The organism is Pantoea sp. AS142, from assembly GCF_037152305.1.
GTDB lineage: Bacteria > Pseudomonadota > Gammaproteobacteria > Enterobacterales > Enterobacteriaceae > Pantoea.
Genome location: NZ_JBBCMO010000013.1, coordinates 36,466 through 56,417, shown reverse-complemented (window position 1 = coordinate 56,417; position 19,952 = coordinate 36,466). Strand labels below are relative to the sequence as shown.

Sequence of the window (19,952 nt, the reverse complement as noted above, 5' to 3'; positions counted from 1 at the left end):
GTCATGAAAGCACTCGCCAAACTGAAGAAGGAAGCGGGCATCTGGATGGTGACTGATGCGCCGTTTCCTGAGCCGGGTCACAACGATCTGCTGATTAAAATTCGTAAAACCGCCATCTGCGGCACCGATGTCCATATCTACAACTGGGATGACTGGTCGCGTAAAACCATTCCGGTGCCGATGATTGTCGGTCATGAATATGTGGGTGAAGTGGTCGCGATAGGACAGGAAGTGAAAGGCTTTACGATTGGGGATCGGGTCTCGGGCGAAGGGCATATCACTTGCGGACATTGCCGCAACTGCCGCGCCGGACGAACGCATTTATGCCGTAACAGTATGGGCGTGGGCGTTAACCGCCAGGGATGCTTCGCGGAGTATCTGGTCATCCCGGCCTTCAATGCGTTCAACATTCCCGACAACATTTCCGATGAGCTGGCGGCAATCTTTGATCCGTTCGGCAACGCCGTACATACCGCACTATCGTTCGATCTGGTGGGTGAGGATGTGCTGATCTCCGGCGCGGGTCCTATCGGCATCATGGCCGCTGCGGTCTGTCGCCATGTCGGTGCCCGTAACGTGGTGATCACTGACATCAATGAGTATCGACTGGCCCTGGCGCGGAAAATGGGCGTCACGCGCGCAGTCAATGTGGCGAAGGAAGACCTTCGTGAAGTGATGCATTCGCTGGGCATGACGGAAGGATTTGATGTTGGGTTGGAAATGTCCGGTACGCCCCCCGCGTTCCGTTCGTTGTTGGAGGTGATGAATCATGGTGGACGGATTGCACTGCTAGGCATCCCGCCAGGGGAAATGGCGATTGACTGGAACCTGGTGATCTTCAAGGGGCTTTTTATTAAGGGAATTTATGGCCGGGAGATGTTTGAAACCTGGTACAAAATGGCGGCGCTGATACAGTCCGGTCTCGATTTAACGCCGGTTATTACCCATCGCTATGGGATTGACGATTTTCAGCAGGGTTTTGATGAGATGCGTTCTGGACGCTCGGGAAAAGTGATACTGAGCTGGGATTAAAGCAACGGCCGCCGGGCGGCCGCAGGATCAGCTTTGCTTTTTCTCTTCGTCGGTCAGGTAGCGCACTTTGCGCGTGTAATCCTGGCCTTTAAAGTTCAGTGGCTGTTGTGGATCGGCAAGGTATTTTTGCCATTCCGACAGTGGAAAGCCGCCATGTGCGCCTACCACTTCAGGCGGGATCACCGCTGACTGACCGCCAATTTTCTTTGAGACCGGCCAGTTAGCCCATTCCCCCAGATTGACAGTTTTAATATCCAGCATGTCCAGCAACGCCGCGAGCGGCAGCTGGTCAGTAGGCGGCTGGCTGTCGTTCATTAAATTCCAGGTATCATTAAACAGCGTCAGCCACAGCGGTGAAATGCGCTGCCAGACTTCACGCGTGGCAGCCAGGTAAGCCCCATTAACGTGATCCACCAGATACGGTCGGATGCTGTGCGGGTAGTAGGCGGGAATCGCCTCTTCCGGCGTATCAGCCAGCTTGGCAATCATTTTCCCCTGGCGAAAGCTGGAATAGAGATGGCCTGGCTTCATCATGATCTCAGGCATCTTAAGCAAATTGAGGTCGGAATCGATCATCAGAATGCCGTTACCTTTTGCCTGTAAGGGTGCCTGCAATTTGATCAGGCGACTGCGATAGATCTGTTTGTAACGATAACTCTCCTCCCGATGCGGAACATCCAGCGTCGCAACGCGGGTTTTTACTGGCAGGCTGCCAAAGGCATGAGCTGGCTGATCGCTGACAATCACGATCTCGTCTACCAGTGTCGCAAAGCGCGCCGCAAAATCGGCACTGAGCAAGGCTTCTTCAATATAGTCCGCGCCAGTGCAGGGAATCACGACAGACGTGACCGGCACAGTACCCTGAACTGCTGTATTCGAATAAGGCAGGTTATGGCTCGCCCTGATGTGGCGATGACGGGGATTTAAAAAATTAAGCATGAGGTCTCTGTTTGACGACGCTTTGCAAAATATTCTCGACGCCGCTGATATAGGTTTCGATGGCGTACTGTTCACGTACGCGTTTTGCTGCCGAAATGATCAGGCTTTGACGTAAATCCGCATCCTGCCACAGCGCGGTTAGCTGCTGGGTAAGCTGCACCACGTTGCCATAATCAAACAGCAGCCCGGTTTCGCCATGACTGATCAATTCGGCAGTGCCGACCACACGGGATCCCACTACGGCGGTATTGACCAGCATCGCTTCCAGCACAACCCGGGGTAAGCCTTCACTGCGTGAGGCAAGAATAAACGTATCAAAGGCAGTGAGGTAATCCAGCGCATTGTTCTGAAAGCCCGTAAAGACTACGTGATGCTGGATGTTCTCCGCGGTCGCGAGTTGCAGCAGATGCTGAAGTTCCGGACCCGCTCCGACAATCACCATCCTCCAGTCTGCGTCGGGGTTAGCGCGTTTAAAACGGCCCAGCGCCTGCAGAATATGGTGATTTGATTTACGTAGTATCAGGGAGCCTATCGTGCCAAACACAAAGGTCGAAGGAAACAGCTTAAAACGTTGGCGTACTTCAAGGCGGTCAGGCAGAGGCTGGTGGATATCGATAGCGTTATTGACAGTAAAACAACGTTCAGCATCAATACCATGGCTGCGCAGGGTGTTATTCACGCCCTGCGACACAGCAATGACCGCCTGGCAATCCTGATTGACCATGTTTACCAGTCGCGGTTCCAGTTCTGGATCGATACGGCAGTGTTGTACCACCGCGACCTCCAGGCTGCGCGCCGCCAGATAACCTTCCACATTGGTGCTGGGCTGGTTATTCATATAGAGCGTGTCAAACTTTCCCAGCTGCAGCAGTGAATTGATTTTGCTGGCATTGGGCATGATACGCCAGCGTGTATCAATCTGGTCGATGGCGAGCTTCTTGAGCCTTTTATTGAAAAACAGCAGTGCCCGCGCCGTCTCTTTAACAAATTTTGCCCAGCGTGGCTGTTTAATTTGCGGAATAAAAAAGACCGGAATGGCCAGCGCATTCAGCGTGGCCTCGATGGTTTCGTCGTTGCCACGCCTGTAGTTGTGATAGAAGCAGCAGGTGATATCAAACTTTTGACGATCGATACGCTTCAACAGCTCCAGCATACTGTTGGTGCCGCCGCCCCACTCTCTGCCGTTATCCAGCAGCAGGATTTTTTGTTTATTAATCGTCATCCCTATCACTGTTCCCGCAGAGCCCGTTGTTGTCTGACCCAGGATTATAGTAATTTCTGCGTATAAATGAACGCTAAGCTGAATACTTAGCATTCGTAGCAAATTCAGAACAGATTTTTTAGCGTGTTAAATAGCGGGCTGTGATTCACGCTTTCAGCAATGACTGTTAAGGCTCTGGTGGCAGGAACAGGCGCCAGCGGTTGTTTCGCTTTACACAGCCCAGCAGGCTGGAAGCGCGGTGTCACCGGTTTTGCCGGAGCAACAGGCATCCGGGGGCTGTTGCGGAGCGATTCGTTCAGCAACTGGCTGGGGCGAACCAGTGTAATGTCGGCTGGCAATGTGGGTAACATCTGCTGCAGTACCCGCACGGTCGTAGGGTGGGGATGACCAATGGCAATGGCGTAACCGTCGCGCTGTGCCAGCTTCACCGCCTGACTGAACTGCTGGCGGATGGCGTTAATATCCTGGATGTCATCGAGGAAGACCCGGCGTTTGAGTACTTTGACCTGGGTACCCTGCGCAGCAGGAATAGCCTGACTGTTGGCGATTGTCATGCTATCCAGAAAGTAGAGATTGTAATGGTTCAGCGCCTGCATCACCTTTTGCATTCCGGGCAGGCTTGAGGTCATCCTGCTGCCCATATGGTTGTTCAGACCCACTGCATAAGGCACGTTGTTAACCGCATTACGCATGATGCGGGTAACCTCTTCGCTGCTCATCTCCGGTGTTAACGTATCTTTTTCCAGTGGCTGTTTGCTCAGCGGCGCCATCGGGAGATGGATCAACACTTCGTGACCACTCTGATGTGCTTTAGTCGCCATTTCACGGGCATGGGGCGCGTTGGGCAATACAGCCACTGAAATGGCCTGCGGCATCTGTAGGACCTTGTTCTCTTCGGCAGGGCGATAGCCTACGTCATCGATGACAATGGCCAGTTTGGCAGCCTGAGCCGCGTAGCTGAACAGCAGGGCGCTCAACAGCACGGGAATTTTTCGACGTTGTAGCAAAATCTATTTTCCTAACCACGGGAGTGGATTGACGGCCTGTCCCTGACGTCGGATTTCAAAATAGAGCGACGGGGTGCCACGGCCACCACTGGTGCCGACCAGCGCGATAGGCTGTCCTGCCTTCACCTGAGTACCCACGCTCACCAGCGCACTTTGGTTATAGCCATACAGGCTCATATCGCCTTTACCATGCTCCAGCACAACCACCAGACCATAGCCCTGTAACCAGTCGGCCATCAGCACACGACCATCGGCGATAGCTTTTACCTCGGTACCTTCGCGTGCATCAATTACCAGCCCTTTCCAGCGCAGTTCCCCCTGCAGCTGTTCACCAAAGCGATGTTCAATGCGCCCGTGTACCGGCCACAAGGCCTGTCCGCCCGCGCGACCAAGTCCACCGGTGCGGGCCACCAGTTCGCGTTCGCTCTGGGTCGGCTGATAGCTGGAGCCTTTAGCTTTCGCCTGCGCCTGGCGCTGACGCACTTTTTCCGCCTCACGCGCTTCACGGGCTGCGCGCTCACGCGCCTCGCGTTCCGCCCGGGCGATCTTATCCTGCAGACGGCTTTCATTCTGACGCATCTCGACCAGATCGGCCTGATCTTTTTCCAGCGCGCTTTCCAGTGAAGCCAGGGTCTTTTTACGCGCGTCGCTCGCCTGTTGCAATTTCTGTTGCTGGCCCTGCTGCTGCGCCAATAAGCCCTTCTGCTGCTGCTGCTTCAGCTCCAGCGTGGCGCGTTGCTGATCTAAGTCCTGGCGTGTCTTTTGCAGCGATTCGATACTTTTCTGGCGGGCAGCATTAAGATAGCCGAAGTAGGCCAGAATACGCTCACTACGCTGACTCTCTTCACCGCCCATCAAAAGCTGTACGCCGTTGTGCTTCCCTTGACGAAACGCCGCATCAAGTTGCTTTGAAAGCAAGCTTTCCTGCTGGGTTTGCTGTTTTTCAAGCCGGACGATGGAGGTGGCGAGCTGTTTGATCTCGTCATTCAGCGCGGTAAGACTGTTGCGGGTGTCACGCAGTTGACGGCTTGCCTGAGCGATGATTTTTTCCTGGCTTTGCAGTTGATCCAGTAATTTGCTGCGCTGCACCTTCTGCGTTTTGACGCTTTTCTCTTTTTCAGCAATGTTTTGCTGAATAGATTGCAACTGAGATTTGCTATCTTCTGCACCAGGGGCGGCGATGGGCAATAACAATGCCCCCGCACAAAGCAGGCTAAGGGAGAGGCTGGACAAGTGTGTGAACAACGGCAGGTTATGGCCGTTGGGACGGGTCCTTGTGTGCGAAACGGTTGTTTTTCCCTTCATAGGCCAATGATTATTCCACGATGAACCGCCGCTTACCAGTGCTCCCCACGGGCATTTGCTTTTCCAGTTATGTCCACTTTCGCCATGAGATGGATTAAGCCTTACGCCATTTTTGCTATTCAGCCACTTTTTTTGGAAAATGGCGCACAAATCGATACTCTGGCCGCATAGCATCTGTACATGCGAAGTGGCGCAGGTATACTCAGAACCCTTGTTTTAGCTTATTAGCCCGGTCTGGAGTCGTTACCCCTCATGCAAGAAATTATGCAGTTTGCAAGCAATCACCCCATCCTGAGTCTGGCATGGGTCGTTTTACTCGTTCTGGTGATTGTGACTACCGTTAAAGGAATGTTCTCTAAGGTAAAAACGATCAGCCGCGGTGAAGCCACCCGCCTGATTAACAAAGAGGACGCGGTAGTGGTAGACGTGCGTTCGCGCGACGATTTCCGCAGGGGGCATATTTCAGGTGCGCTGAATGTGGCAGCCGCTGAGATTAAAAAAGGCAACGTAGACGAACTGGCAAAGCATAAAGCGCAGCCCATAATTGTGGTATGTGCAACCGGACAAAGCGCGGGTGATTCTGCTGCGCATTTGAGCGCTGCAGGCTTTGAGCAGGTTTCAGTGCTGAAAGAGGGTATCAGTGGCTGGAGCGGTGAAAATCTGCCCTTAGTTCGCGGCAAATAATTTTACAGAGGTGCTGATCATGGCAAATGTTGAAATGTATACCAAAGCCACCTGTCCCTACTGCCATCGGGCGAAGGCGCTGTTAACGCAAAAAGGCGTTACGTTTCAGGAGATCCCCATTGATGGAGACACGGCAAAACGCGAAGAGATGATCAAGCGTAGCGGCCGTACTACCGTACCTCAGATTTTTATTGATGCGCAGCACATTGGTGGCTGCGATGACTTATTCGCACTCGATAATCGCGAAGGTTTAGATCCCTTACTGCAGGCGTAATTTTACGCCGGACAATCTCATATATAGGATTTGGTCACATGTCAGAACATAACACCAACGAAATGCAATTCCAGATTCAGCGCGTATTCACTAAAGATATCTCTTTTGAAGCGCCAAATGCACCGCAGGTTTTCCAGAAAGAGTGGGAACCGGACGTTAAACTGGATCTGGACACTGCATCTTCTCAGCTGGCTGACGAAGTTTATGAAGTGGTACTTCGTGTGACTGTAACCGCCACCGTGGGCGAAGAAACCGCTTTCCTGTGTGAAGTTCAGCAGGCCGGTATTTTCACTATCAGCGGTATTGAAGGAACGCAGATGGCACATTGCCTGGGTGCATACTGCCCGAATATCCTGTTCCCGTACGCACGTGAATGCATTACCAGCCTGGTATCACGTGGTACCTTCCCGCAGCTGAACCTGGCACCGGTTAACTTTGATGCGCTGTTCATGAACTACCTGCAGCAGCAGCAAGGTGAAGAAGGTGCTGAACAACATCAGGATGCCTGATGACAACTCACGCTTCGATTAGCGTCATCGGTGCCGGCTCCTACGGCACCGCTTTGGCGATTACGCTGGCCCGTAACGGCCATCCGGTGCTGTTGTGGGGACATAACCCGGCGCATCTGGCACAACTCCAGACTGACCGCTGCAACACTGCTTTTCTGCCCGATGTACCGTTCCCCGACAATCTTTCCCTTGAACCTGATCTGACCAAAACCATTGCTGCCAGCCGCGACTTATTAATCGTGGTCCCGAGTCATGTGTTTGGCGATGTGCTGCAGCAGATCAAGCCTCATCTGCGGTCAGACTCGCGTATTGTCTGGGCGACCAAGGGTCTGGAAAAAGAGACCGGCCGTCTGCTGCAGGATGTGGCGCGTGAAATTGTGGGCGATGCTATTCCGCTGGCAGTGATCTCCGGACCAACCTTTGCGAAAGAGCTGGCCGCAGGCTTACCCACGGCCATCGCGCTAGCCGCCACGGATGCCCAGTTTGCTGACGATCTGCAACAGAAGCTGCACTGCGGTAAAAGTTTCCGTGTTTATAATAACCCTGACTTCATTGGCGTACAGCTGGGCGGCGCGGTGAAAAATGTGATTGCTATCGGTGCCGGGATCTCTGACGGGATTGGTTTTGGCGCGAATGCTCGTACCGCATTGATCACGCGTGGTCTGGCTGAAATGAGTCGGCTGGGCGCAGCACTGGGTGCCGACCCCACGACCTTCATGGGTATGGCGGGTCTGGGCGATCTGGTGCTGACCTGTACTGATAATCAGTCACGTAACCGTCGTTTTGGCATGATGCTGGGCCAGGGCGAGAATGTCGATAGCGCGCAACGCATTATCGGACAAGTTGTAGAAGGTTACAGAAACACTAAAGAAGTCAAAGCGTTGGCTGCGCGTTTTGGTGTGGAAATGCCGATTACCGAGCAGATTTATCAGGTGTTGTATTGCGAAAAACCGGCGAGAGATGCAGCATTGAGTCTGCTGGGACGCACAAGGAAGGACGAAAACAGCACTGGCTAACGCAGGACGCGTAGCATCATCACCTGCAGCGCCCATTCAGGCGCTTTTTTTATCGGGAGAAAACAGCAATGTCGTCTGATGAGTTAGAACTGGTCTGGAATAATATCAAAGCAGAAGCGCGAGCCTTGGCTGATTGTGAGCCAATGCTGGCCAGTTTCTTCCACGCGACATTGCTCAAGCATGAAAATCTCGGTAGCGCACTGAGTTATATGCTGGCCAACAAACTGGCTAACCCGATTATGCCCGCCATCGCCATTCGTGAAATTGTTGAAGAAGCCTACCGTGAAGATCCGTCGATGATTATGTCTGCGGCTTACGATATTCAGGCAGTACGCCAGCGCGACCCGGCAGTCGATAAATATTCCACGCCGCTGCTCTACCTCAAAGGTTTTCACGCCTTACAGGCCTACCGCATTGGCCACTGGCTGTGGAATGAAGGCCGACGCGCGCTGGCGGTTTATCTGCAAAATGAAATCTCCGTTTCCTTTGCAGTCGATATTCATCCTGCCGCCAACATAGGCCACGGCATCATGCTCGACCATGCCACAGGCATTGTGATTGGTGAAACTGCCGTCGTTGAGAATGATGTTTCGATCCTGCAATCGGTGACGCTGGGCGGTACCGGCAAAACCAGCGGCGACCGTCATCCGAAAATCCGTGAAGGGGTGATGATTGGTGCCGGTGCAAAAGTCCTGGGCAATATTGAAGTCGGCAGGGGAGCAAAAATCGGCGCCGGTTCCGTGGTGTTACAGCCAGTGCCGCCGCACACCACGGCAGCAGGCGTACCCGCGCGCATCGTCGGTAAGCCAGGCAGTGAGAAGCCGTCGATGGATATGGACCAGCACTTCAATGGCAGCCTGGCGGGTTTTCAGTTTGGCGACGGCATCTAGTCTTTAATCAGCGCGCCCCCGTAATCCAGCTGGCGCCACGCTTCATAGACCACCACCGATACAGCGTTCGACAAATTCATACTGCGGCTTTCCGCTCTCATCGGGATACGGATTTTCTGCTGAGCCGGTAACGCTGCCAGTATTTCCGTTGGCAGTCCACGGCTCTCCGGCCCAAACAGCAGATAATCGCCAGCCTGATATGCGACAGCACTGTGTGCAGGCGTGCCTTTGGTCGTCAGTGCAAACAGACGCTCAGGTGACTCTGAGGCGATAAACGACGGATAGTCGTGGTGGAATTTAATGGCAGTGAATTCGTGGTAATCCAGTCCGGCACGGCGTAAGCGCTTGTCATCCCAGGCAAAGCCGAGCGGCTGAATCAGATGGAGTTGAAAGCCTGTATTGGCGCACAGGCGGATGATATTGCCGGTATTAGGCGGAATTTCTGGTTCAAACAAGACAATATTAAGCATAAGGCCCCCGGTGACAGGGGCCGAAGCATAGCAAATTATTGACGACCAGAGGAGTAGAGCGGCAACCAGAGGGTCAGACGCAGGCCGCCCAATGGACTGTCATCGGCTTTAACCCAGCCGCGATGTTGCTGCACTGCCGTTTCGACAATGGCCAGGCCGAGACCGGTGCCGCCTGATTCGCGATCGCGCGCTTCATCGGTACGGTAGAAGGGACGGAAAATCTGTTCACGATCTTCCGGACTCACGCCTGGACCATCATCATCAACATGTACCGTGATGCCGGAAATATCGACAGAGAAGCTGACGCTAATATGTGTGTGTGAATAACGCAGCGCATTGCGAACGATATTTTCCAGCGCACTCTCCAGCGCATGAGGATTGCCATAAAGCGGCCACGGGCCTGGCGGATAGGGAATGTCCATTTTCTTGCCCATCTGCTCAGCTTCGAAACGGGCGTCTTCCAGCACCCCACTCCACAACTGATTAGCCTTCATCGCTTCGCTGACCAGCGCATTTTTATGCTGGGTGCGCGACAGCACCAGCAGATCGTTAATCATGCCATCGAGACGCTGTGCTTCCATTTCAATGCGGCCCAGCTCTTTACCTTCGCCCTGACGCCGACGCAGTAGCGCGGTAGCAAGTTGCAGACGGGTAAGCGGGGTACGAAGCTCATGGCTGATATCAGATAACAGGCGTTGCTGACCGGTCATCATCCGTTCCAGCGCACTGACCATCTGGTTAAAGCTGGAACCTGCAGCCAGAAATTCCTGTGGGCCAGATTCCAGTTCCGGATGCTGGCGTAGGTTCCCGCTTGCGACTTCATCGGCGGCATATTTCAGCTTACGCGCCGGACGTGCCAGGCTCCAGGCCAGCCAGAGCAGCAGCGGTGAGCTGATGAGCATGGTGACGATAAGCAGCAGCAACGGACGGTCAAACAGCAGATTGACGAAATCGAGCTGGGAACTGTTGGCGGGACGGATCATGTAAAGCTGGTAATTATCTTCGCCATCGCGAACGGCAAAAGGCCCTACCAGCTCAACACGACCATATTTCTTTTTCTGCGGATGATCGGCATTGTCAGACTGGCCGATAAAATTGCGGATAACCTGCATTTCATTGTGTTGCGCGCCGATCACCCGACCTTCACTGGTCACTAACAGTAGCCGCTGACCCGGCGGTGCCCACTTTTCCACGGCCCGAAACAGACGACGCCACCACATCAGATCATTAGGGGGATCCTGCGACAGCTCTGCTTCGACGTGTTGCTCAATCATAATGCCTTGCCGCTCTTCACTCTCCAGCAGCGAGGTCATCTGTCGTGAATCGAGCTTCGGCACCATTAGCACCAGCATCAACACCAGCGCCAGCGTTAACCAGAAGATGGCGAAGATACGGGTGGTCAGACTTCCAATCATGATGCCGAAACCATCAGGTAGCCGCGGCCACGTAAGGTTTTAAACCAGGGATGACCGTCGCGGCGCTCAGGGAGCTTGCGACGCAGATTCGAGATATGCATATCAATCGCGCGGTCAAAAGGTGTCAGGCGTTTGCCCAGCACTTCCTGACTCAGATGTTCACGCGACACCACCTGACCCAGATGCTGTGCCAGCAGATAGAGCAGGGTGAACTCAGTACCGGTAAGATCCAGCGTAACATCATCAAAACTGGCCTCCTGACGGCCGGGATTGAGACGCAGGTAGTCCACTTCCAGCGTGGGGGAGCTATTGTCTTGTTGCTGCTGCTGTTCACTCCAGTTTGAGCGCCGCAGAATAGCGCGAATACGCGCCACCAGTTCGCGATCGTTAAACGGCTTAGGTAGATAGTCATCTGCACCCAGTTCGAGGCCCAGCACGCGATCCAGCTCGCTGCCACGCGCCGTTAGCATGATGACGGGAGTTTGATGTTGCTGACGCAGTTCTTTCAGGGTGTCGATACCGTTTTTCTTCGGCATCATGACATCCAGTAAAAGCAAATCAATAGAGTTATTAAGCAGGTTCAGCGCTTGTTCACCATCACTGGCTACCACCACTTCAAACCCTTCCATTTCTAACAGTTCTTTTAAAAGCGAAGTTAATTCGCGGTCGTCATCTACCAACAGGATTTTATTCATTTTTGTAGCCCTCCGCAGGCAAAATACCGTGTTCCTGGCGCACCTATCCATCGCTTTACGTAGTTTTACACCCCCTGACGGATGTTTGCAGCTGTCGCCGTACACTGGCTCCCGTTGAATCGCAAAACGGAACGAACTGGAGTACACGATGCGCAAATTAACCGCCGTCGTCCTTGCCTCAGCGATGGTTCTGAGTGTCGCCAGCGCAGATGCTAAAGATGCGACGACGATTGGCGAGATGCATCACGGCGGATTGCCGACAGGCAGTATGACGCAAAATCCGCAAAGCCACATGTTCGATGGCATCGAGTTGACGGAAGAGCAACGTCAGCAGATGCGTGACCTGATGCAACAGGCCCGACACGAACGCCCGGTAGTTCATATTGACGATATCGCAGCCCTACACGAGTTAGTGACTGCAGACCAGTTTAATGAAGCGGCCATCCGCGAGAAGGCGGAAGTCATCGCCAGAGTTCAGGTTGAACAGCAGGTCGAGATGGCGCGCGTACAGAATCAAATGTTTCAACTGCTAACGCCAGCTCAGCAGTCGGCGTTACATAAGAATTACCAGCAGCGACTTAATGAGCTGCGACAGTTTTCGAATTTGCAGTCGGTGTCATCGCTGCAGGCAGTGAGTAGTACCAGCAGTAACCAGTAACATAGTATCCCTGTTTTCCTTGCCATAGACACATCCCTGTCTTCCCCCACCATGATGGTGGGGGTTTTTTTTATCTTTTTTTCACTTTTTTTATTTTGACTGGAATCATCACCGCGCAACAAAACCCCTGTTTTATTAGCGCTTGATGATCTTTAATTCGTCAGGCCCGCCGATTCCTTACTATTCAGGTCATCGCTTAGATTTAAGCGTACCGGCAAGAGTTTTGCAGAGATTTAAATATTATAACTGTCTGAAAATAAAAGATTTCCAGTCATGCTTCATAAGCTTTGTTTTGATTTTCAGGGAGATAGAACCACCGCGTTACGCTTGCTGGTTCATGCGTACCCTCTATACTTAATTCTGTCACTGCAGGGAAGTTTAGTGTCTTTGCGAAGTCTCAGGGAGCAACAACCACATTATGTCGTCCTGAATGAATCTATTAACGGAGTAAGTTATGGCAGAGCATCGTGGTGGTTCAGGTAATTTCGCAGATAATCCGCAAAAAGCGTCTGAAGCCGGTAAGAAAGGCAGCCAGAACAGCGGTGGCGGAAACTTCAAAAACGATCGTGAAAAAGCATCAGAAGCCGGGAAAAAAGGCGGCAAAAAGTAATCGCTGACCCTTTCTCAACATAAGCCAGAGCCTGAATGTGTTCTGGCACTGATGTGTATGACACTTTGCCCCGTCCTCCTACAGAGGCCGGGGCTTGTTTTTTTACCTGCCGCGCTTTCGCGAAAGAAACTGAACCGTTCAATGACCCGCTAAGCACTGCCCGCCTCACGGTGTTAAACTTCAGCCATACATTCATTCATTTAGTGCGCATCCTCACTGATGTTGCCCAAGGAATCTGGCATGCAACCCTCTTATGGCCGACTGGTAAAGCGCGCTGCGATCGCCGCCACCATTCTGGCGTCTATGCTGCTACTCGTGAAAATTTTTGCCTGGTGGTACACCGGTTCAGTGAGTTTACTGGCCTCTCTGGTTGATTCACTGGTAGATATCGCCGCATCGCTGACCAATCTGCTGGTGGTGCGTTATGCGCTTCAGCCTGCCGACGAAGATCATACGTTTGGACACGGTAAAGCGGAGTCGCTGGCGGCACTTGCGCAAAGTATGTTTATTTCCGGCTCGGCGCTGTTTCTGTTTCTGACCGGCCTCCAGCATCTGGCGACGCCCAATGTGCTGCGGGCACCCGGCATCGGCATCGTGGTGACCGTTGTCGCGCTGAGTTCAACGCTGGTACTGGTGGCCTTTCAGCGCTGGGTGGTTCGTAAAACCCGCAGTCAGGCGATTCGGGCTGACATGCTTCACTATCAGTCTGACGTCATCATGAATGGCGCTATTTTGATTGCGCTGGTGCTGAGCAGCTATGGCTTTGCCCGGGCGGATGCCCTGTTCGCGCTGGGGATTGGCATTTTTATTCTCTACAGCGCATTGCGTATGGGCTACGAGGCGGTTCAGTCATTGCTGGATCGTGCGTTACCGGAAGAGGAGCGGCAGCAAATCCTGACACTTGCGACAAACTGGCCGCAGGTGCAGGGCGTTCACGATCTGCGAACCCGACAGTCCGGGCCGACCAAATTTATACAGCTTCATCTGGAACTGGAAGATCAGCTGCCACTGGTGCAGGCACATCGTGTGGCAGATCAGGTTGAGAAAGCGTTACGTAAAGAATTTCCCGGCTCAGACGTAATTATTCATCAGGATCCTTGTTCTGTGGTACCGTTCGAGAGAGAGGATTCCCTGGGTTTTTAACTTAAATGAATCAAGTCGATACGTAAGGGATGACGTAACGCTAACATTGCTGCAAAAAATAGTGAAAAGTTGTCTGACCTGAATCAATTCAGCAGCAAGCCTTTGATATACTATCTGCCATCACGTGTCGCGCGAGTCGTAAAATGATCTTCAGCAGCGATCGACAGGCAGGATTAACCCTTAGTTTTGAACAATCCAGAGGTTGTCATGATCAAAAAAATTGGTGTATTAACCAGCGGCGGTGACGCCCCAGGCATGAACGCAGCTATTCGTGGAGTGGTACGTTCCGCGCTGAGTGAAGGACTGGAAGTTTTTGGGATCTATGACGGCTATCTGGGACTGTACGAAGATCGCATGATCAATCTTGATCGCTATAGCGTCTCCGACATGATTAACCGCGGTGGCACTTTCCTGGGCTCAGCGCGTTTCCCTGAATTCCGTAATGAAGATGTACGTCAGGTTGCCATTGAAAACATGAAAAAACGCGGCATCGATGCGCTGGTTGTTATTGGTGGTGACGGTTCCTACATGGGTGCTAAGCGCCTGACTGAAATGGGCTTCCCCTGCATTGGTCTGCCAGGCACCATCGATAACGACGTTGCCGGAACGGATTACACCATCGGCTATTTCACTGCGCTGGAAACTGTAGTTGAAGCGATTGACCGCCTGCGTGACACCTCTTCATCGCATCAGCGTATTTCAATTGTTGAAGTGATGGGCCGCTACTGTGGCGATCTGACACTGGCTGCGGCGATTGCCGGTGGTTGTGAGTTTATTGTACTGCCGGAGTTCCCGTATACCCGCGAAGAGCTGGTAGCAGAAATCAAAGCGGGCATCGCCAAAGGTAAAAAGCACGCTATCGTTGCGATTACTGAGCATATCTGCGATATCGACGATCTGGCGCGTTTCATTGAAACAGAAACCAAACGTGAAACTCGTTCTACCGTTCTGGGCCATATTCAGCGAGGCGGTGCACCCTGCGCGTATGACCGTATTCTGGCGTCACGCATGGGAGCTTACTCTATTGAACTGCTGATGCAGGGTTACGGCGGCCGTTGCGTCGGTATTCAGAACGAGAAGATGGTGCATCACGACATCGTTGACGCGATTGAAAATATGAAGCGTCCGTTTAAACGCGACTGGCTCGACACCGCGAAAAAACTCTATTAATTCCTCCGTGGGGTGTGCTGCGCAGCGCGCCCCGGCATTTCGCTTATATATTCCCCGTGGTTATAACAGCTTATTTTTAATTCTTTTAGCTCTGTATTGGTTTATGTCACGCTTAGCCCATAACGACATTGGGAGAGTGCTTAATGAACAAGTGGAGTATTGGCGTTACCCTGTTGCTGGCCTCAACCAGCGTTCTGGCGAAAGACATTCAACTGTTAAACGTTTCCTACGATCCAACGCGTGAGCTTTACGAACAGTACAACAAAGCGTTCAGTGCGCACTACAAACAGGAAACCGGCGATAATGTCGTTGTCCGTCAGTCTCACGGCGGTTCCGGCAAGCAGGCGACTTCAGTGATTAACGGCATCCGTGCGGATGTGGTCACACTGGCGCTGCAATCGGACGTTGATGCTATTGCAGAACGCGGTCGTATTGATAAAAACTGGATTCAGCGTCTGCCCGACAACTCCGCGCCTTATACCTCGACCATTGTTTTCCTGGTGCGCAAAGATAATCCTAAAGGCATCCATGACTGGGGCGACCTGACGAAGCCAGGTGTATCCGTTATCACTCCTAATCCAAAAACTTCCGGCGGTGCCCGCTGGAACTATCTGGCGGCATGGGGCTGGGCACTGGATCATAACAATGGCGATCAGGCGAAAGCCCTGTCTTACGTCAGAGCGCTGTTTAAAAATGTTGAAGTGCAGGATTCCGGTGCTCGCGGCGCAACCAACACCTTTGTTGAGCGTGGGATTGGTGATGTACTGATCGCCTGGGAAAACGAAGCCTATCTGGCGGTAAACAAACTGGGCAAAGACAAGTTTGAGATTGTCACCCCAAGCGAATCCATTCTGGCTGAACCGACTGTGTCGGTGGTCGATAAAGTGGTGGATGAAAAGGGAACGCGCAAAGTCGCAGACGCTTATCTTAAATATCTCTACTCGCCAGAAGGCCAGACTATTGCTGCACAGAACTACTATCGTCCGCGTGATGCTGAAGTCGCGAAGAAATTTGCCAGCACCTTTGCGCCAGTGAAATTGTTTACCATTCAGGACAAGTTTGGTGGCTGGACGCAGGCTCAGAAAGCGCATTTCGCCGATGGCGGCAGCTATGATCAGGTTATGAAACCGTAATTCATTGCGGCCAGCGCGTCCTGCGCTGGCCGCTTATCGTTTTGTCCGCCACCCTCACGCCTTTCTCCTTTCTGTCCAGTCGCTGGGTTATCTGCCCGAATTCTCCGTGACATTCTTTTCTCACCAGGCGAGGATGCAGGCTACTAAGCCTTTCAGGAAGCCTTGTTATGCCGACAAATCGTCGTGCAGCCAGCCGGGTTGCGATTCTGCTGGTGCTACTCATAGTGGGGATGCTGGCTGCCGCAATACATTTCAAAAAGAACAGTGACGCGCTGTGGCAAATCGTCAGCGAAAAATGCGTGCCTCACCAGCAGAGCCGTGGAGAACCTGGGCCCTGTCAGCGTGTCGATCTGCCGCATCGCTATGCTATGTTGAAAGACCTGCACGGGCCGTTGCAGTATCTGCTTATCCCACTCGACAGGATCACCGGCATCGAAAGCCCGCAGTTACTGCAACCCGCTGCGCCCAACTACTTTGCCCTTGCCTGGCATGAGCGAACCCTGCTTGCACAGCGACGCGGCTCACCTGTTGATGATTGGGCCCTGTCACTGGCTATCAATGCACAGTATGGCCGTACGCAGAACCAGCTCCATATTCATCTCTCCTGTCTGCGACCCGATGTGCGTCAGCAGCTTGATCATCTGACGCCGCAGCTTACTGCGCAATGGCAGAGCACTACGCTGCGTAAACACCGCTACTGGCTGCGTGCCTTGACGCCAGCCGAACTGACTCAGCAGAGTGCATTTATCCGCCTGGCAGATGAGCGGCCAGAGGCACGTACAGAGATGGGGAAATATGGACTGGCGCTGGCTGAATTGGGGGACGGGCGACTGGTGATGATGGCGATCGAACGAAACTGGCTGCTGCTGAACAGCGGTTCGGCGGAGGAGTTGCAGGATCACGCCTGTCAGCTGATTCCGCCCATAAAAAAGGCGGCTTAAGAGCCGCCCTTAACCTGTACGTTAATGCTTAGGCGCTTTTTGCCGCCGCCGCAGCTTTAACGATTACCGAGAAAGCGTCCGCTTTCAGTGACGCGCCGCCAACCAGCGCGCCATCGATGTCAGGCTGGGTGAACAGCTCAGCAGCATTCTTATCGTTAACAGAGCCGCCGTACTGAATGATGACCTGTTCCGCGATAGCCGCATCTTTCTTCGCGATATGATCACGAATGAATTTGTGGACGGCCTGTGCCTGAGCAGGAGTTGCTGATTTACCGGTACCGATGGCCCAGACTGGCTCATAAGCGATGACCGCATCTTTAAACGCTTCAGCGCCCTGCGTTTCCAGTACGGCATCCAGCTGACGTGCGCAGACTTCTTCGGTTTTACCCGCTTCGTTTTCCGCTTCGGTTTCACCAATGCACAGCACTGGTATCAGACCCACTGACTTCAGCACGGCGTATTTCTTTGCAATGAATTCGTCGCTCTCTTTGTGGTAAGTGCGGCGTTCTGAATGGCCGATGATGATATATTTCGCGCCGATATCTTTCAGCATTTCTGCAGAAACCTCACCGGTAAACGCACCAGACAGGTTAACGTCTGTGTTCTGTGCACCCAGTGCGATGTGGCTACCGGAGAGGGCGTGTTTTGCCTGCTCGAGATAGAGAGCTGGCGGTGCAATGGCAACGCCACAACCCTCAACGCCAGACAGTTCCTTGCGCAGACCGGCGATCAGTTCAGTTGTGATCTGCTTGCTGCCATTCAACTTCCAGTTACCCATAACCAGTGGATGTCGCATTCTATCCTCCGCATAACGCGATACATGAAAAATCGCTGCCATCTGGCAGCGTTGTCTGCCAGACAGTATAGAGATCAAATGTAGTGATGGCTTTGCTTTTCGTCATTTTCAGCCACATCCTCAGGGGGGCGCGAGCGCCAGTTTTACCGGCTCAACGGCGAAGGTTAGCCCCTTGTCGCCGTTGTCAGCTACCACAAAACGGAGCGCGCCTTCGACCTGTGCAAAATAGGGTAAATCCTTACCCTGCTTCAGCAAAGCCTCCAGCTTTTTACGTCCCTCATCAGCGCTTAACCCCGGTACAAAGAAGCGCAACATGGCTGTCATGTAGGTCAGTGCTTTTTGCTGCGAGGCATTCTGATCCGGGCCAGGCAATGGCAGCCAGGTAATCTGCAGCGTTTTGATTTTGCCGGTACCGGGCTCCAGCGCGGTAGACGCATAGAGGGTTTCGTTGATTTTGCTGGCGGCGCGCGTCAGGTTGCTTTTATCGCCCCGATTATCAATGGCGCGATATTCTGGCAGCATTAGCGCCATATTGGTCAGATTATACTTTTCGCGAAACTGGCCGATAGTCATATCAAAGGTAGGCGCACCCGCCAGCAGATAAGGTGCGGTGGGCAACGCATCAGCCTGTTCCTGCGGTGGCGGATCGGCGGCAAATACCGGAACCGTCAGCGCAAACGATAATAGTAGTGCGCCAGGCAAATTCTTCATTTTGTCGATCCTAACCCGTAAACTCAGGCGCAAATTAAAACGGTTTTTATCCGCCAGGTCAAAAGCGCGGCGGTTTTCTTCTCTCTGGATGATAATGCATGACGTTACAACAATGGTGTTTTTCCTGGCGCGGTCGGCTGGGACGACGTGATTTCTGGATCTGGCAGGCGGTTTGGTTGCTGACAACGACACTGTTATTCGCCTTAGCGGCAAACGACTGGCTCGATACTCAGATGGCGGCCTTTGGTGTGGTCTGTCTGCTGTGGCCCGCCAGTACAGTCATCGTAAAACGGCTGCACGATCGCAATCGTCGCGGCTACTGGGGTTTACTGGTGATTGTTGTCTGGTTGCTGGTGGCAGGGAACTGGAGCATGCTGGACGGCATTCTGCCCTGGGTGCTGGGTCGCGCCATTCCGTTCGTGTTACTGTCCGGTCTGCTGCTCGATCTCGGTGTCTTTCGCGGTACCTCCGGCGCTAACCGGTTTGGTACCGCGACCCAGCCGGTGCGATACCGGCAAACAGGTCACCAGTAATGTTCGCTGGTGATATGACCTGGCTTGCGCTTCAGGTGCTTGCGCATTTCGCGCGTCTCTTTCAGCAATTGCTGGGTATCTCGCACCATCTGCGGGTTGCCGCACAACATCACATGGCTGCTTTCGACATCCAGCGTTAATCCGGTGGCACGCTCCAGCTCACCATTTTCGATCAGCGCCGGGACCCGGCCAGTCAGCGAACCGGCGATCTCCTCACGGCTCACAACCGTCTGGATGTGCAGCTTGCCGTAATAGCGCTGTTGCAGTTGCTGCATCAGAGGCAAAAAGCTCAGGTCTGCAGCATAGCGTGCGGCATGCACCAGCACGATGTTTTCAAAGCGATCCAGACCTTCGCCCTGCTGTAGCATGGAAAGATAGGGGCCAATAGCGGTGCCGGTTGCCAGCATCCATAAGGTTTTGCACGTCGGGACTTCATCCAGCACAAAGAATCCTGCGGCTTCTTTGGTGACTATCACCTGATCGCCAGGCCGAAGTGCCTGCAGATACGGACTCAGCTTGCCCTCTGGCACGGTGACCAGGTAAAACTCCAGCAGGTCATCTTTCGGCGCATTGACGTAAGAGTAAGCGCGCTGTACCCGCTCACCGTCGATTTCCAGTGCCAGTTTGGCAAATTGCCCGGCGATAAAGGGATCGATGGGCGCTTTTACCCGGAGACTGAACAGCGCATCCGTCCAGTTTTTCACTTCCTTTACTTCAGCATTGACCCACTCAGCCATAATCACTCCCTGGTTGTAGATTATTCAGGCAGGTCACTATTTTCGCGGCTGACCGGTGAGAT

23 protein-coding genes are annotated in these 19,952 nt (G+C 53.2%); 13 read left to right on the top strand and 10 right to left on the bottom strand.

Annotation, left to right across the window (positions count from 1 at the left end):
- The first annotated feature begins 3 nt into the window (after positions 1-3).
- Entirely contained in the window at positions 4-1,032 is a 1,029-nt protein-coding gene (gene tdh / locus WFO64_RS19945) for an L-threonine 3-dehydrogenase (protein ID WP_337013766.1), read from the top strand.
- Between the two features lie 27 nt (positions 1,033-1,059).
- On the opposite strand, the gene WFO64_RS19940 is transcribed toward tdh, so the two are convergent.
- The 4 genes from WFO64_RS19940 to envC all read right to left on the bottom strand — a co-directional run bounded on the left by WFO64_RS19940 (position 1,060) and on the right by envC (position 5,505).
- Entirely contained in the window at positions 1,060-1,971 is a 912-nt protein-coding gene (locus WFO64_RS19940; protein ID WP_337013765.1) for a hypothetical protein, read from the bottom strand.
- Positions 1,964-3,193 (bottom strand): glycosyltransferase, encoded by a 1,230-nt coding sequence (locus tag WFO64_RS19935; RefSeq protein WP_337013764.1) that lies wholly within the window; start codon positions 3,191-3,193, stop codon positions 1,964-1,966. Before WFO64_RS19935 ends, WFO64_RS19940 begins: the two co-directional genes overlap by 8 nt.
- 104 nt (positions 3,194-3,297) lie before the next feature.
- The gene (locus tag WFO64_RS19930) at positions 3,298-4,200 is read right to left on the bottom strand and encodes a divergent polysaccharide deacetylase family protein (protein ID WP_337013763.1); all 903 of its coding nucleotides are present in this window, start codon (positions 4,198-4,200) and stop codon (positions 3,298-3,300) included.
- Positions 4,201-4,203: 3 nt separating this feature from the next.
- Entirely contained in the window at positions 4,204-5,505 is a 1,302-nt protein-coding gene (gene envC, locus WFO64_RS19925) for a murein hydrolase activator EnvC (RefSeq protein WP_337013762.1), read from the bottom strand.
- Between the two features lie 252 nt (positions 5,506-5,757).
- Here envC and WFO64_RS19920 point away from each other — a divergent pair, with 252 nt between their 5' ends.
- The 5 genes from WFO64_RS19920 (at position 5,758) to cysE (ending at position 8,878) form a co-directional block, all read left to right on the top strand.
- Positions 5,758-6,189 (top strand): rhodanese-like domain-containing protein, encoded by a 432-nt coding sequence (locus WFO64_RS19920; protein WP_337013761.1) that lies wholly within the window; start codon positions 5,758-5,760, stop codon positions 6,187-6,189.
- 19 nt (positions 6,190-6,208) lie between these two features.
- The gene (grxC, locus tag WFO64_RS19915; RefSeq protein WP_337013760.1) at positions 6,209-6,463 is read left to right on the top strand and encodes a glutaredoxin 3; all 255 of its coding nucleotides are present in this window, start codon (positions 6,209-6,211) and stop codon (positions 6,461-6,463) included.
- 38 nt (positions 6,464-6,501) lie between these two features.
- The gene (secB, locus tag WFO64_RS19910) at positions 6,502-6,972 is read left to right on the top strand and encodes a protein-export chaperone SecB (RefSeq protein ID WP_279772211.1); all 471 of its coding nucleotides are present in this window, start codon (positions 6,502-6,504) and stop codon (positions 6,970-6,972) included.
- Positions 6,972-7,988 (top strand): NAD(P)H-dependent glycerol-3-phosphate dehydrogenase, encoded by a 1,017-nt coding sequence (gene gpsA, locus WFO64_RS19905; RefSeq protein ID WP_337013759.1) that lies wholly within the window; start codon positions 6,972-6,974, stop codon positions 7,986-7,988. Before secB ends, gpsA begins: the two co-directional genes overlap by 1 nt.
- A gap of 68 nt (positions 7,989-8,056) precedes the next feature.
- A complete protein-coding gene (cysE, locus tag WFO64_RS19900) occupies positions 8,057-8,878 on the top strand; it encodes a serine O-acetyltransferase (RefSeq protein ID WP_090967199.1) in 822 nt (273 codons plus the stop codon).
- On the opposite strand, the gene trmL is transcribed toward cysE, so the two are convergent.
- The 3 genes from trmL to cpxR are packed head-to-tail and all read right to left on the bottom strand — an operon-like array spanning position 8,875 to position 11,458.
- Positions 8,875-9,348 carry a tRNA (uridine(34)/cytosine(34)/5-carboxymethylaminomethyluridine(34)-2'-O)-methyltransferase TrmL gene (trmL, locus tag WFO64_RS19895; RefSeq protein WP_337013758.1) on the bottom strand — a complete coding sequence of 158 codons (474 nt, stop codon included), beginning with the start codon at positions 9,346-9,348 and terminating at the stop codon, positions 8,875-8,877. The two genes, cysE and trmL, sit on opposite strands and share 4 nt — an antisense overlap.
- A gap of 35 nt (positions 9,349-9,383) precedes the next feature.
- Complete coding sequence (cpxA, locus tag WFO64_RS19890) at positions 9,384-10,763, bottom strand: envelope stress sensor histidine kinase CpxA (protein WP_337013757.1); 1,380 nt, start codon at positions 10,761-10,763, stop codon at positions 9,384-9,386.
- Positions 10,760-11,458, bottom strand: a complete 699-nt coding sequence (gene cpxR, locus WFO64_RS19885; protein ID WP_337013756.1) for an envelope stress response regulator transcription factor CpxR — start codon at positions 11,456-11,458, stop codon at positions 10,760-10,762. Before cpxR ends, cpxA begins: the two co-directional genes overlap by 4 nt.
- 148 nt (positions 11,459-11,606) lie before the next feature.
- Between cpxR and cpxP the strand changes: the two genes are divergently transcribed.
- From cpxP to WFO64_RS19855, 6 genes are all read left to right on the top strand, one after another.
- The gene (gene cpxP / locus WFO64_RS19880; RefSeq protein WP_337013755.1) at positions 11,607-12,116 is read left to right on the top strand and encodes a cell-envelope stress modulator CpxP; all 510 of its coding nucleotides are present in this window, start codon (positions 11,607-11,609) and stop codon (positions 12,114-12,116) included.
- A gap of 454 nt (positions 12,117-12,570) precedes the next feature.
- Complete coding sequence (locus tag WFO64_RS19875) at positions 12,571-12,726, top strand: general stress protein (RefSeq protein ID WP_337013754.1); 156 nt, start codon at positions 12,571-12,573, stop codon at positions 12,724-12,726.
- A gap of 240 nt (positions 12,727-12,966) precedes the next feature.
- Complete coding sequence (gene fieF / locus WFO64_RS19870; protein ID WP_337013753.1) at positions 12,967-13,869, top strand: CDF family cation-efflux transporter FieF; 903 nt, start codon at positions 12,967-12,969, stop codon at positions 13,867-13,869.
- 207 nt (positions 13,870-14,076) lie between these two features.
- On the top strand, positions 14,077-15,039 hold the full coding sequence (gene pfkA, locus WFO64_RS19865) for a 6-phosphofructokinase (protein WP_003851263.1): 963 nt from the start codon (positions 14,077-14,079) through the stop codon (positions 15,037-15,039).
- A gap of 143 nt (positions 15,040-15,182) precedes the next feature.
- On the top strand, positions 15,183-16,172 hold the full coding sequence (locus WFO64_RS19860; RefSeq protein WP_337013752.1) for a sulfate ABC transporter substrate-binding protein: 990 nt from the start codon (positions 15,183-15,185) through the stop codon (positions 16,170-16,172).
- A 167-nt stretch (positions 16,173-16,339) separates the two neighbouring features.
- Positions 16,340-17,113 (top strand): CDP-diacylglycerol diphosphatase, encoded by a 774-nt coding sequence (locus WFO64_RS19855; protein ID WP_337013751.1) that lies wholly within the window; start codon positions 16,340-16,342, stop codon positions 17,111-17,113.
- 28 nt (positions 17,114-17,141) lie between these two features.
- Here WFO64_RS19855 and tpiA read toward each other — a convergent pair whose 3' ends face one another.
- Both tpiA and WFO64_RS19845 read right to left on the bottom strand, forming a co-directional pair.
- Positions 17,142-17,909: a triose-phosphate isomerase gene (gene tpiA, locus WFO64_RS19850; protein ID WP_337013750.1), complete on the bottom strand. Its 768-nt coding sequence runs from the start codon at positions 17,907-17,909 to the stop codon at positions 17,142-17,144.
- Between the two features lie 120 nt (positions 17,910-18,029).
- Positions 18,030-18,620 (bottom strand): DUF1454 family protein, encoded by a 591-nt coding sequence (locus tag WFO64_RS19845; protein ID WP_337013749.1) that lies wholly within the window; start codon positions 18,618-18,620, stop codon positions 18,030-18,032.
- 98 nt (positions 18,621-18,718) lie between these two features.
- On the opposite strand from WFO64_RS19845, the gene WFO64_RS19840 reads away from it, so the two are divergent.
- The gene (locus tag WFO64_RS19840) at positions 18,719-19,153 is read left to right on the top strand and encodes a DUF805 domain-containing protein (protein WP_337013748.1); all 435 of its coding nucleotides are present in this window, start codon (positions 18,719-18,721) and stop codon (positions 19,151-19,153) included.
- Here WFO64_RS19840 and fpr read toward each other — a convergent pair.
- Complete coding sequence (gene fpr / locus WFO64_RS19835) at positions 19,144-19,890, bottom strand: ferredoxin--NADP(+) reductase (RefSeq protein ID WP_337013747.1); 747 nt, start codon at positions 19,888-19,890, stop codon at positions 19,144-19,146. The two genes, WFO64_RS19840 and fpr, sit on opposite strands and share 10 nt — an antisense overlap.
- Between the last annotated feature and the right edge of the window lie 62 nt (positions 19,891-19,952).

Excerpts from the sequence above, each read along its gene's own strand:
- tdh (WP_337013766.1), top strand. The coding sequence starts at position 4 with ATGAAAGCACTCGCCAAACTGAAGAAGGAAGCGGGCATCTGGATGGTG.
- WFO64_RS19940 (WP_337013765.1), bottom strand. The coding sequence starts at position 1,971 with ATGCTTAATTTTTTAAATCCCCGTCATCGCCACATCAGGGCGAGCCAT.
- WFO64_RS19935 (WP_337013764.1), bottom strand. The coding sequence starts at position 3,193 with ATGACGATTAATAAACAAAAAATCCTGCTGCTGGATAACGGCAGAGAG.
- envC (WP_337013762.1), bottom strand. The coding sequence starts at position 5,505 with ATGAAGGGAAAAACAACCGTTTCGCACACAAGGACCCGTCCCAACGGC.
- WFO64_RS19920 (WP_337013761.1), top strand. The coding sequence starts at position 5,758 with ATGCAAGAAATTATGCAGTTTGCAAGCAATCACCCCATCCTGAGTCTG.
- grxC (WP_337013760.1), top strand. The coding sequence starts at position 6,209 with ATGGCAAATGTTGAAATGTATACCAAAGCCACCTGTCCCTACTGCCAT.
- secB (WP_279772211.1), top strand. The coding sequence starts at position 6,502 with ATGTCAGAACATAACACCAACGAAATGCAATTCCAGATTCAGCGCGTA.
- gpsA (WP_337013759.1), top strand. The coding sequence starts at position 6,972 with ATGACAACTCACGCTTCGATTAGCGTCATCGGTGCCGGCTCCTACGGC.
- cysE (WP_090967199.1), top strand. The coding sequence starts at position 8,057 with ATGTCGTCTGATGAGTTAGAACTGGTCTGGAATAATATCAAAGCAGAA.
- trmL (WP_337013758.1), bottom strand. The coding sequence starts at position 9,348 with ATGCTTAATATTGTCTTGTTTGAACCAGAAATTCCGCCTAATACCGGC.
- cpxA (WP_337013757.1), bottom strand. The coding sequence starts at position 10,763 with ATGATTGGAAGTCTGACCACCCGTATCTTCGCCATCTTCTGGTTAACG.
- cpxR (WP_337013756.1), bottom strand. The coding sequence starts at position 11,458 with ATGAATAAAATCCTGTTGGTAGATGACGACCGCGAATTAACTTCGCTT.
- cpxP (WP_337013755.1), top strand. The coding sequence starts at position 11,607 with ATGCGCAAATTAACCGCCGTCGTCCTTGCCTCAGCGATGGTTCTGAGT.
- WFO64_RS19875 (WP_337013754.1), top strand. The coding sequence starts at position 12,571 with ATGGCAGAGCATCGTGGTGGTTCAGGTAATTTCGCAGATAATCCGCAA.
- fieF (WP_337013753.1), top strand. The coding sequence starts at position 12,967 with ATGCAACCCTCTTATGGCCGACTGGTAAAGCGCGCTGCGATCGCCGCC.
- pfkA (WP_003851263.1), top strand. The coding sequence starts at position 14,077 with ATGATCAAAAAAATTGGTGTATTAACCAGCGGCGGTGACGCCCCAGGC.
- WFO64_RS19860 (WP_337013752.1), top strand. The coding sequence starts at position 15,183 with ATGAACAAGTGGAGTATTGGCGTTACCCTGTTGCTGGCCTCAACCAGC.
- WFO64_RS19855 (WP_337013751.1), top strand. The coding sequence starts at position 16,340 with ATGCCGACAAATCGTCGTGCAGCCAGCCGGGTTGCGATTCTGCTGGTG.
- tpiA (WP_337013750.1), bottom strand. The coding sequence starts at position 17,909 with ATGCGACATCCACTGGTTATGGGTAACTGGAAGTTGAATGGCAGCAAG.
- WFO64_RS19845 (WP_337013749.1), bottom strand. The coding sequence starts at position 18,620 with ATGAAGAATTTGCCTGGCGCACTACTATTATCGTTTGCGCTGACGGTT.
- WFO64_RS19840 (WP_337013748.1), top strand. The coding sequence starts at position 18,719 with ATGACGTTACAACAATGGTGTTTTTCCTGGCGCGGTCGGCTGGGACGA.
- fpr (WP_337013747.1), bottom strand. The coding sequence starts at position 19,890 with ATGGCTGAGTGGGTCAATGCTGAAGTAAAGGAAGTGAAAAACTGGACG.